The organism is Streptomyces sp. SLBN-31, from assembly GCF_006715395.1.
Taxonomy (GTDB): Bacteria; Actinomycetota; Actinomycetes; order Streptomycetales; family Streptomycetaceae; genus Streptomyces.
The window spans coordinates 100,053-111,564 of sequence record NZ_VFNC01000003.1; the positions used below are offsets into that span (position 1 = coordinate 100,053).

Consider the following 11,512-nt stretch of genomic DNA (forward strand, 5'->3'; position numbering starts at 1 on the left):
CGTTCACACAATGTCATCGGTCACGGTAGGCGGAAGCGGTCGCTTCAGGATGCGGGAACCAGGAAACCGATGTCTCAGCCGCCGAACTCCACGTCCTTCGTGTCCGTCACCGCCGCCCTGCGCCCCGGCGCCCCCTGCCAGCGCCAGTACAGGTTCGTGTGGGCGATGACCTGCTCCGGCGGCGGGGCGCCCCACTCGCTCTGGTCGTTGGCGGTGTGCGCGTCGGCGACGAGCGTGACGTCGTAGCCCCGTGCGAACGCGCCGTGGATGGTGGACCGGATGCACGCGTCCGTCTCCGCGCCCGTGACGACGAGATGGCCGACGCCCGCCTCGGCGAGGACCCGCTCCAGGTCGGTGGCCTCGAAGGAGTCGCCGTAGTTCTTGTGGACCAGCGGCTCGGAGTCGCGGCGCGGCAGTTCGGGAACGTACGCCAGTCGTCGCCGCCCTTCTCCAGTTCGTCGTCGGAGTGCTGGACCCAGACGACCGGGACGTCCTCGGCCCGGGCCCTGTCGACGAGGGACGCGATGTTCGCGACGACCGCGTCCCGCTCGTACGCGGACGCGACGACGCCCTGCTGGACGTCGATCACCAGCAGGGCGGTGTGGGGTCGTTCGGAGAGTGTGGTCATGCCGCCACGTTAGGCGGCGCCACTGACAACGGTCCGTTTCCTACGGCGCTGCCCTTCAGAGGCCGTCAGGCCTTCACCAGCTCCCGGTCCTCGTCCGGATCCGAGTCCCGGTCACCCCTCGCGGCGTCGAGGGTCTTCAGTCCCTCGCCCTCGACGTCCACGTTGGGCAACGCCCGGTCCAGCCACTTCGGCAGCCACCAGGCCCGGCGGCCGAGCAGTGCCAGTACCGCCGGGACGATGGCCATGCGGACGACGAACGCGTCGAAGAAGACGGCGATCGCCAGGCCGAAGCCGATCATCTTGATCATGGACTCGCTGGAGGTGATGAAGCCTCCGAAGACGGCGATCATGATGACCGCGGCGGCCGCCACGACCCGCGCGCTGTGCCGGAACCCGGTGACCACCGCCTGGCCGGGCGTCTCACCGTGGACGTACGCCTCGCGCATCCGGGTCACGAGGAAGACCTCGTAGTCCATCGCCAGGCCGAAGACCACGCCCACCATGAAGATCGGCATCATCGACATGATCGGGCCGGTCTGCTCCACCCCGAGCAGGCCCCCGAGCCAGCCCCACTGGAAGACCGCGACCACGGCGCCGAGCGCGGCCAGCACGCTGAGCAGGAAGCCGAGGGCAGCCTTCAGCGGGACCAGGACCGAGCGGAACACCGCGATCAGCAGCAGGAACGCGAGACCGACCACCAGGCCCAGGTACGGGACCAACGCGTCGTTGAGCTTCTGCGAGAAGTCGATGTTCATGGCCGTGGTGCCGGTGACCAGGACCTTCGCGCCGGTCTCGGCCCTGACATCCGCGCCCTTGTCGCGGATCGCGTGCACCAGGTCCTCGGTCTGCGTGGAGGACGGCTTGGAACCGGGGACCACGGTGATCATCGCGGTGTCACCGGCCCTGTTGAAGACCGCCGGGGTGACCGTGGTGACGTCCTTCAGGTTCTTGATGTCCTCGGCGACTCGGTTCGCCGCCGTCCTGGGGTCGTCGCTGCCCTTGGCGTCGACGACGATCATCAGGGGGCCGTTGAAGCCGGGGCCGAAGCCCTCCGACAGCAGGTCGTAGGCACGCCGCTGCGTGGTGGACGTGGGCTGCGATCCGTCGTCGGGCAGGCCCAGTTCCAGCTGGGTGGCCGGGACGGCGACCGCGCCGAGGCCGACCACGCCGAGCAGCAGCACGGCGGCCGGGCGCCGTACGACGAAGCTCGCCCAGCGCTCGCCCAGGCCGGGCTTGGTGGAACGGGGGCCGTCGCTCTTGCGTCGCTTCTCGCCCGCCGGCCTGACCTTGCGGCCCGCGTAGCCGAGCAGTGCCGGGATCATGGTCAGCGCGATGAGGACGGCGACCAGGACGGTGGCGGCCGCCGCGAGGCCCATCTTGGTGAGCATCGGGACGCCGACGACCGACAGGCCGGCCAGCGCGATCACGACCGTCAGGCCGGCGAAGACCACCGCGGAGCCGGCCGTGCCGGCCGCCCGGCCGACCGCCTCCTCGCGGCTGCGGCCCTCGGCGAGTTCGCCGCGGTAGCGGGAGACGATGAACAGCGCGTAGTCGATGCCGACGGCGAGGCCGATCATCAGGGCGAGGGTGGAGGTCGTGTCGCCGAGGTCGAGCGTCTTGGCGAGGGCGGTGATGCCGGAGACGCCGATGCCGACGCCGATCATCGCCGTCAGCAGCGGCAGTCCGGCGGCGACGAGTGAGCCGAGGGTGATGACGAGGACGACGGCGGCGATGGCAAGGCCGACGACCTCGCCGGCCGCGCCCGGTTCGGCGCCCGCCTGCAGCGCGTCACCGCCGATCTCGACGGTCAGCCCGGCGTCCCGCGCCTGCTTCGCGGTGTCCTCGAGGGCGGTGCGGGAGGCGTCCTTGAGTTCCATGCCGGACTTGTCGTACCGCACGGACGCGTACGCCACCGTGCCGTCCTTGCTGACGGCGTGCGCGGGGTACGGGTCGGCGACGGAGGTGACCTCGGAGCCGTCGGCCAGCTCCTTCACCGTCTTCTCGACGGTCGCCTTGTTGGCGGCGTCGGTCATCTTCTCGCCGCCGGGCGCCTTGAAGACGACGCGGGCGGTGGCACCGTCCGAGTTGGAGCCGGGGAAACGCTGGTCCAGCAGGTCGAAAGCCTTCTGCGCTTCCGTGCCCGGGATGGAGAAGGAGGTGGAGCCGGCGGCGGGCGCGCCGGCCGCGGCGACGCCGGCGAGCGTCAGCAGCGCCACCCAGAACAGTGCGACGAAGTGCCGTCGCCGGAAGGCGAACCGGCCGAGTCGGTAGAGGAACGTGGCCACGTGGGCGTACTCCCGGTCAGGTCGTGGGGTGTTTCGGAGCAGGGGTGATCGCCCGGCGGGGAGGCATGGGCGACCGTCCCGACGACTTGAGCGGTGACGTCAGGTGGTGGGGAGGGGGTGGGGAGGGGTCAGACGCCGAGGGCCGGCAGGACCACGGCGTCGATGTACGACAGAAGGAACGCCTGCGTCGGCGGCTGCTCGTCGATCATCGTGCGGGCGGCGAACCCACCGATCATCATGTGCATCACGTAGTCGATCGCGGGGTTGTCCGCACGGACCTCGCCCCGGTCGACCGCCCGTTGCACCACACGGCGGAACTCGGCCATCTCCGGCTCGATCAGATACTCCCGGAACGCCTTCAGCAGGTCCGGGTTGCCATGGATGGCCATGGCCAGACCTCGCATCAGCGCGGAGTTCTGCTCCATCTCGCAGTCGTCCGAACGCATGGTCAGGGCGTGCAGGTCGCCCCTGAGCGACCCGGTGTCGATCTCACCGAGACCGAAGCCGCCCGGCTTGTTGTGCCGCACCGCCTTCGCGACCAGCTCGGCCTTGCCGCCCCACTGGCGGTAGAGCGTCGCCTTGCTGGACTTGGTGCGGGCCGCCACGGCGTCCATGGTGAGGGCGTCGTAGCCGACCTCCCTGAGCAGGTCGAGCACGGCCTCGTACAACTCGGCCTCGCGCTCGGGCGTGATGCGACTGCGACGCGCGGTTGTCACCTCGGTCATGCCACTCGCCTTCCCGCTCGGGACGTTCGTTTCTTTGTACGTTCATGAAGATACCCCCAAACCGAACGAAACGAAACCGTTTCGTACGTGTCTTGGCTCACGAACGTGAAAGCCGCATAAGTTGCCCGGCCCCATTTGCCGGAAAAGCATGGGGAGGTGAGCTATCTGCGCCTGCCGCACCTGAGCGGTGAGTTGTTGTGCTTCGTCGCAGAGGACGACCTCTGGCTGGCCCCCCTCGACGGCCCGGGACGCGCCTGGCGCCTCACCGTTGACCGCACGAAGATCGGCCACCCGCGCTTCTCGCCGGACGGCGGCGCCATCGCGTACACGAGCTGGCGCAGCCTGGTGCCGGAGATCCACGTGGTGCCGGTGGACGGCGGCGGGCCCGGCAGACAGCTCACCCACTGGGGCTCCGCCGACACCCAGGTCTGCGGCTGGACCCCGCAGGGCACCATCCTGGCCGTCGCCTCCCACGGCGAACCGTTCTCCTACTTCACCTGGGCCTACAAGGTCTCCCCCGGCGGCGACCCCGGCCGCAAGCTTCCCTGGGGGCCGGTCTCCGACATCCAGGTCGCCGAGATCGACGGCGAGCGCAAGACCCTGCTGCTCACCGGCACCCCGCCGCACGAGCCGGCCGCCTGGAAGCGGTACCGGGGCGGGGCGACGGGCCGGCTGTGGTTCCACGGCGAACGGTTGCTCGACGGCCTGGAGGGCCACCTCCACTCACCCATGTTCGTCGGCGGCCGGATCGCGTTCCTCTCCGACCACGAGGGCATCGGCAACCTGTACTCGTGCGCGTACGACGGCTCCGACCTGCGCCGTCACACCGATCACGACGCCTTCTACGCCCGGCACGCCTCCAGCGACGGCACCCGGGTGGTCTACCAGTGCGCCGGGGACCTGTGGATCGTCGACGACCTCGCGAGCGAACCGCGCAGACTCGACGTGCGGCTGAGCGGGCCGCGCGCGGGACGCCGTACCTACCAGGTGCCGGCCGGTCAGCACGTCAACGGTCTGTCCGTCGACGAGACCGGCCGCGCGAGCGCCGTCGTCGTACGCGGCAGCCTGTACTGGCTGACCCACCGCGACGGACCCGCCCGCACGATCACGGACACCCCCGGCGTGCGGGTCCGGCTCCCGGAGATGCTTGGCTCGACCGGCCAGGTCGCCTATGTGACGGACGCGGAGGGCGAGGACGCCGTCGAGATCGCCCAGCTGCCGCGCGCGACCGGCGACCGGGAGCCGCGCCGGCCGGCCTCCGGGGAGCTGGGCCGCGTGCTGGAGCTGGTCTCCGATCCCCGGGGCGAGCGCCTCGCCCTCGCCTCGCACGACGGGCGCCTGCTGCTGATCGACGCGAGCGAGGACTCCAACGGCGAGGTGACCGAGCTGATCCGGTCGGCCAACGGCCCCGTCCGTGACCTCGCCTTCTCGCCGGACGGAGGGTGGCTGACCTGGTCGCATCCGGGGATCGGCCGGACCCTGCGGCAGATCAAGATGGCCCGTATCGCCCCCAAGGGCCACGGGGAGCGGTTGGTCGTGGACGTGACCAACGGCCGCTTCGAGGACGAGAACCCGGTGTTCACCAGGGACGGCCGCTATCTGGCGTTCCTCTCCTGGCGCGGCTTCGATCCGGTCTACGACGTCCACACCGGGGACCTGTCCTTCCCGCTCGGCTGCCGCCCCTACCTGGTCCCCCTGTCCTCCGCGACCCCCTCCCCCTTCGCGCTGAACCCCGAGGGCCGGCCGGCCGCGGGCGGGCTGGACCCCGTCGACGAGGAGGAGGGCGACGGGGCGGTGACCGTCGAGGTCGAGGGGCTGGAGAGCCGGGTCACGCCCTTCCCGGTCGCCGCCTCGAAGTACTCGGCGCTGTTCCCGGTGGCGGGCGGCGGGCTGGTCTGGCTGCGCTGGCCGATCTCGGGCGCGCTCGGCGAGACCTTCGTCAACCCGGACGACACCAGCGGCCGGCCGACGCTGGAGCACTTCACCATCAGCAAGGCCAGGAAGTCCGAACTGGTCGACCACCTCGACTGGTTCGCGGTCAGCGGCGACGGAACCCGCCTGGTGGTGGTCGACGAGGGCGATCTGCGCGCCGTCCCCGCCGGCGAGTCGGGCGACAGCGACACGACGGTCTGGATCGACCTGCGCCGCATCCTGCACGAGGTCGACCCGGCGGCCGAGTGGCGCCAGTCGTACGAGGAGGCGGGCCGGCTGATCCGGGCCTACTTCTGGGAGCCGGGGATGTGCGGGGTCGACTGGGCCGGGGTGCTCGACCAGTACCGTCCGCTGGTCGAACGGGTCGCGTCCCCGGACGAGTTCGCCGACCTGCTGCGCGAGGTGCTGGGCGAACTGGGCACCTCGCACGCCTACGTCACCGCCGCCCGCCGCAACGAGGGACCGCCCCACTACCAGCGCCGGCAGGGCCTGCTGGGCGCCAACTTCGCGCGCCGGGAGGCGGGTTGGGTGGTCAGGCGGATCCTGCCCGGCGACTCCTCGGACTCCAAGGCGCGCTCCCCGCTGGCGGGCACCGGAATCCGTGAGGGCGCCGTCCTCACCCATGTCGACGGCCGGCCGGTGGACCCGCTGACCGGGCCGTATCCGCTGCTGGCCGGCGCGGGCGGCACGACCGTCGAGCTCACCTTCACACCCGCGGAGGGCGAGGCGGGCCGCTCGCGCCGGGTCGCCGTGGTCCCCCTGGTCGACGAACGTCCCCTGCGCTACCAGGACTGGGTGGCCAAACGCCGGGCGGTGGTACGGGAGTTGAGCGGAGGCCGCTGCGGCTACCTGCACATCCCGGACATGGGCGGCTCGGGCTGGGCCCAGTTCAACCGGGACCTGCGGATGGAGGTGTCCCGCCCCGCCCTGATCGTCGACGTGCGCGGCAACGCGGGCGGGCACATCAGCGAACTGGTGGTGGAGAAGCTCACCCGCACCATCATCGGCTGGGACCTGACGCGCAACGCCCAGCCGGTGTCGTACGCCTCCAACGCCCCGCGCGGCCCGGTGGTCGCCCTCGCCGACGAGGCGACCTCCTCCGACGGCGACATGATCACGGCCGCTTTCAAACTCCTGAAGCTCGGCCCCGTCATCGGCCAGCGCACCTGGGGCGGAGTGGTCGGCATGACCGGCCGCCACGAACTGGGCGACGGAACGGTGATCACGGTTCCGATGAACGCGGCGTGGTTCGACGCGTACGGCTGGGGTGTGGAGAACCGGGGCGTGACCCCGGACCTGGAGATCCTCCGCACCCCCCTGGACTGGGCGGAGGGCCGCCACGCCCAACTGGACGACGCGGTCCAACTGGCCGTACAACTCCTGGAGTCCAACCCCCCGGCAACGCCCCCCGACTATTCAAACGTCCCGGACCGCTCCCGCCCAAAGCTCCCTCCCCGTACGGCGTCTTGAAGGGGCGCGGGGAACCGCGCACAGAACGCAGAAGTGGGGCGCCCCAAAACGCAGGGCACCCCACCTCACCGGCGAACGCCGGCGCAGCGACTAAGCGTCGAAGTCCTCTTCGAGCCGGTCCTGCTCCTCGCGCATCCGCTCCGGCTGCTCGTCACGCATGCGGTCCCGGTCCTGCCGGCCACGCTGCTGGCCCTGCTCCCTGGCCTCCTGGGCCTTCTGCTTGGCCTGCTGCTGCCACTGCTCCGACTGGTCCTGGAACTTGTCCTTCATACCCATGTGGGTTCACTCCCGTATCGAGTGGGGGGGAAGAGCCCCTGAGCGGGGCCTTCATCAGATTCACACGGGCGGACACAGCGCGCATTTCGATCAGTTACGGTGCGTAGCCCGGGCCTCCTCGTCGGCCGCCCCACCTGCGCCGACGAGCCCCTGCCGCATCCCCGCCAACCGGGGCGCGAACCGCTTCATCTCCCGCTGTCCGACCGACCCGATGATGCTCGGCAGGTACCCGCGCACGCCCTGCATCCCGCGCAGCCACCACTGCCCGTAGACATGGCCGGCGCGCCGCTCGATGCCGGCCACGAGACGGTCCACGGCCGGGCCCAGCGGATAGGTCTTGTTGGACGGCCACGGCAGCCGCTGCCGCAGCTCCCGCATGACCTCGTCCTGGTCCGCGCCGCGCACCATGTCCGTGTCGGTCCAGGACAGATAGCCGACGCCGACCCGCACGCCCTTGTAGCCGACCTCGGCCCGCAGACTGTGCGCGTACGCCTCCACACCGGACTTGGAGGCGCAGTACGCCGTCATCATCGGCGCCGGGGTGATCGCGGCGAGGGAGGCGATCTGCAGCAGATAGCCGCGGCTCTCCATCAGAACGGGCAGGAAGGCGCGGGCGGTCACGGCGGACCCGATGAGGTTCACCTCGATGACCCGCCGCCACGCCTCCGGGTCGGAGTCCACGAAGGGCCCGCCGGTCGCCACGCCCGCGTTGGCGACCACGATGTCGACCTTCCCGAAGCGCTCCTTGACCTCGCGCGCGACCCGGGCCATCGCCTCGTGGTCGGTGACGTCGGCGTACCAGTGGTCGCTCTCGCTGTGCAGCCGTTCGGAGACCTGCTTGAGGGCGTCCGGCTCCAGCCCCACCAGTGCCACCTTGGCGCCGCGCGCCGACAGCTTGCGGGCGAGCAGCTCGCCCACACCGCGCGCGGCGCCCGTGACGACGGCGACCTGTCCTTCGAGGCTGACCCTGCTCATGCACCCTCCTTGATCGTTGCGTACGTCGTCACGAGGTCCCGGATCCGGTCGGTGACCAGTTCCGGCGCCTCGACCGGCGTCATGTGGCCGAGTCCCGGCAGCTCGGTGGAGTCCACGCAGTTCGGCAGCGCGGCCACCAGGGCCCGTGCGTGTACGGGCGGGGTGAGCCGGTCGGCGGTCCCGACGACGACGGCCGTCGGCACCCTCAACTCCCTTACGCCGTGGTCGAGATCGAGCAGGTTCAGCACGTTCGACCAGGCGTGGCGCACCTTGCGCGGACACGCGTGCACGATCCGCGCGCAGGCCTCCACCATGTGCGGTGCCGAACCCGGGCCCATCGTCCCGTACTTGAGGATGCGCCGCGCGAGAGGCGTGACCGGCCCGAGCGGGGCCCGCGCCCCCAGGATGTGCCGGGTCAGCCAGGTCCGCAGCCGGCCGGGCCGCATGGGGACGACGGTCGACTCGGCGACCAGCCGCGAGGAGCCGGTGCTGCATAGCAGGACGGCCGCGGCGTGCTCCCGGAAGACGGGCCGGGCCGCGGCCGCCAGCACGGTCATGCCGCCCATGGAGTGACCGGCGATCACGGCCTTCTCGCCGGACGCGAGGGTCGCCTTCAGCACGGCTTCGAGGTCGTCGGCGAGGGCGTCGGGGGTGCAGGCGGGGCTCGCGGGGCTGCGTCCGTGGCCGCGCTGGTCGTAGGCGATGACGCGGTGGTCGGCGGCGAGGTCCCGGATCTGCGCGGCCCAGAAGGCGGTGGAGCAGGTCCAGCCGTGGGCGAGGACCACGGCGGGCGCGTCCTCGGGTCCGTGCACCTCGACGTGGAGGGCGGCGCCGTCGGCGGAGGTGACGGTGAGCACGCGGACGGGCTCGGGTGGGGCGTACGGCCCGGAGGAGACGTGCATGAGGCGGCTCACGCGGACACCTCCTTCTTCGCCGTGTCCTTGGCCGCCGGCGCGCGCACGAGTTCGTACTCCGCGAGGTCCACCCGCCGCGTCGCACGCCGGAACTCGGTCGTCGTACCCGGCCAGATGGTGGTGTTGCGGCCGTTGGCGTCCATGTACCAGCTGGTGCAGCCGCCGGTGTCCCAGACCGTGCGCTTCATGCGCTCCTGCACCCGCCGGGTCCAGGCGTCGACGGCGCTCGGCCGGGCGTCGAGGGCCGCGCGGCCGCCCAGGACGTCCAGCTGCCGCAGGAAGTCGACCATGTAGGTGAGCTGCGACTCGATCATGAGGATCATCGACGAGTTGCCGAGCCCGGTGTTGGGCCCGATGACGGTCATCCAGTTGGGGAAGCCCGGCACGGACGCCCCGCGCAGCGCCTCCATACCGCCCTTCCAGGTCTCGGCGAGCGTCCGGCCGTCCGCCCCCACGACCCGCTCCGCGATCGGCATGTCGGTGACGTGGAAACCGGTGCCGAAGATGATCGCGTCGACCTCGGCCTCGGTGCCGTCGGCGGCCACGACGGTGGACCCGCGGACCTCGCTCAGCCCGCCGGCGACGACGTCCACGTTGGGCTCGGCGAGCGCCGGGTAGTAGGCGCTGCTCAGCAGGATGCGCTTGCAGCCGATGCGGTAGTCGGGGGTCAGCTTGGCGCGCAGGGCAGGGTCCTTGATGGCCCGGGCCATGTTCCGCTTGGCCAACTGCTCGACGAAACCCAGCTCGTTGGGGTGCTTGGTGAACGCCTGGACCTGCAGCTCCCTGATGCCCCACAGCAGTCCGCGACGGGCCTGCGCGGTGAAGGGCAGCGCCCGGTGCAGGGCCCGCTCGGCGCCGCTGATGGCCCGGTCGACGCGGGGCATGACCCAGGGCGGGGTGCGCTGGAAGAGGGTGAGGCGGGAGACCTCGGGCTGGATGCTCGGCACGATCTGGATGGCCGAGGCGCCCGTCCCGACCATCGCCACGCGCTTGCCGCGCAGGTCGTAGTCGTGGTCCCAGCGGGCGGAGTGGAAGACCTTGCCGGGGAAGGAGTCCAGCCCGGGGATCTCGGGGATCTTGGGGTCGGACAGCGGCCCGGTGGCGGAGACGACGAAGTCGGCGGAGAGGCTTCCGCCGGCCGTCTCGATGTCCCAGCGCAGCTGCTCGCCGTCCCAGGTCATCCGCTTCACCTCGGAGTCGAAGCGGATGTGCGGGCGCAGCCCGAAGAGGTCCGTGACGTGCTCGAGGTAGGCGTGGATGTGCTCCTGCCCGGAGAAGGTGCGCGGCCAGTCCGGGTTGGGGGCGAAGGAGAACGAGTACAGGTGCGACGGCACGTCGCAGGCGCACCCGGGATAGCTGTTGTCGCGCCAGGTGCCGCCGACGCCGCTCGCCCGTTCCAGCACCACGAAGTCCGTGACGCCCTCGCGTCGCAGCCGTACGGCGGCCCCGAGCCCGCCGAACCCGGACCCGATCACCGCCACCCGCACATGCTCCCGCTCAGCCATGCCGACGCCCTTCCCTCACGCGACCATGCCAGTGAACACTGGCGCAATGGGAGGTTAGAACAGCTCCGTACCGATGGGTAGGGGGCGGGGCCAGGAAAGTTACCGCGGGTACAACGTAGGGTTCGGGCGTGGCTGACAAGCGTGAGTACCGCATGGAGGAACTGGCCCGCCTGGCCGGCATCACGGTGCGCACCCTGCGCTTCTACCGCGAACGCAAGCTGATCCCGCCACCGCGCCGCGAGGGCCGCATCGCCTGGTACGACGACGACCACCTGGCCCGTCTGCGCACGATCGCGGCGCTGCTGGAGCGCGGCCACACCCTCACCGGCATCGCGGAACTGGCGGAGGCCCTCGACCACGGCCGCGACGTCGCCGACCTGCTGGGCGTCGAGCCGACGGAGGAGGAGCCGGTCCGCCTCACCCCCGAGGAACTCGCCGCCCGCTTCGAGGGCCAGGTCACCACGGAGAACCTCGCCGCCGCCCTCGACCTCGGCTACCTCGGCACCGACGGCGGCGAGATCGTCCACATCAGCCGGCGCCTCCTCGACGTCTCCTCCGCGCTGGTGCGCGAGGGCATCCCCCTCGCCGAGGTCCTCCAGGCGGGCGCCCGCGTCCGCGAGCACGCCGACGCCCTGGCCGAGATGTTCGCCGAGCTGGTCCTGCGCCACGGCCCCGAGGAGGACCTGTACCGCCTGCGCCCGCTGGCGCGGAGCGTGGTGGAAGCGGAACTGTCACTGGCACTGGACCGCCGGTTCGGGCAGTTGACGACTAAACGGAATTCCGAACGCTAAAACGTCTCAGC

General features: G+C 71.3%; 8 protein-coding genes and 1 pseudogene. 2 read left to right on the forward strand and 7 right to left on the reverse strand.

The window, feature by feature from the left end; genetic code table 11:
• Positions 1 to 74: 74 nt before the first annotated feature.
• The 3 genes and pseudogenes from FBY22_RS38000 to FBY22_RS38010 form a co-directional block, all read right to left on the reverse strand.
• Positions 75 to 628, reverse strand: a pseudogene (locus FBY22_RS38000) (cysteine hydrolase family protein).
• A 65-nt stretch (positions 629 to 693) separates the two neighbouring features.
• Complete coding sequence (locus tag FBY22_RS38005) at positions 694 to 2,913, reverse strand: MMPL family transporter (protein ID WP_142152729.1); 2,220 nt, start codon at positions 2,911 to 2,913, stop codon at positions 694 to 696.
• 128 nt (positions 2,914 to 3,041) lie between these two features.
• Positions 3,042 to 3,638, reverse strand: a complete 597-nt coding sequence (locus tag FBY22_RS38010) for a TetR/AcrR family transcriptional regulator (RefSeq protein WP_142152730.1) — start codon at positions 3,636 to 3,638, stop codon at positions 3,042 to 3,044.
• A 156-nt stretch (positions 3,639 to 3,794) separates the two neighbouring features.
• Between FBY22_RS38010 and FBY22_RS38015 the strand changes: the two genes are divergently transcribed.
• Positions 3,795 to 7,040 carry a S41 family peptidase gene (locus tag FBY22_RS38015; RefSeq protein WP_142152731.1) on the forward strand — a complete coding sequence of 1,082 codons (3,246 nt, stop codon included), beginning with the start codon at positions 3,795 to 3,797 and terminating at the stop codon, positions 7,038 to 7,040.
• Between the two features lie 90 nt (positions 7,041 to 7,130).
• Here the strand turns inward: FBY22_RS38015 and FBY22_RS38020 are convergent, their stop codons facing one another.
• The 4 genes from FBY22_RS38020 to FBY22_RS38035 all read right to left on the reverse strand — a co-directional run bounded on the left by FBY22_RS38020 (position 7,131) and on the right by FBY22_RS38035 (position 10,710).
• Positions 7,131 to 7,316 (reverse strand): hypothetical protein, encoded by a 186-nt coding sequence (locus tag FBY22_RS38020; protein WP_058924817.1) that lies wholly within the window; start codon positions 7,314 to 7,316, stop codon positions 7,131 to 7,133.
• Positions 7,317 to 7,406: 90 nt separating this feature from the next.
• A complete protein-coding gene (locus FBY22_RS38025; protein WP_142152732.1) occupies positions 7,407 to 8,291 on the reverse strand; it encodes an SDR family oxidoreductase in 885 nt (294 codons plus the stop codon).
• The gene (locus FBY22_RS38030) at positions 8,288 to 9,205 is read right to left on the reverse strand and encodes an alpha/beta fold hydrolase (RefSeq protein ID WP_142152733.1); all 918 of its coding nucleotides are present in this window, start codon (positions 9,203 to 9,205) and stop codon (positions 8,288 to 8,290) included. Before FBY22_RS38030 ends, FBY22_RS38025 begins: the two co-directional genes overlap by 4 nt.
• Positions 9,202 to 10,710, reverse strand: coding sequence for an NAD(P)/FAD-dependent oxidoreductase (locus FBY22_RS38035; RefSeq protein ID WP_142152734.1), 1,509 nt, complete (start codon positions 10,708 to 10,710; stop codon positions 9,202 to 9,204). The genes FBY22_RS38030 and FBY22_RS38035 overlap by 4 nt, the downstream gene beginning before the upstream one ends.
• Positions 10,711 to 10,838: 128 nt before the next feature.
• Here FBY22_RS38035 and FBY22_RS38040 point away from each other — a divergent pair, with 128 nt between their 5' ends.
• Positions 10,839 to 11,501 carry a MerR family transcriptional regulator gene (locus FBY22_RS38040; RefSeq protein ID WP_142152735.1) on the forward strand — a complete coding sequence of 221 codons (663 nt, stop codon included), beginning with the start codon at positions 10,839 to 10,841 and terminating at the stop codon, positions 11,499 to 11,501.
• Positions 11,502 to 11,512 lie beyond the last annotated feature (11 nt).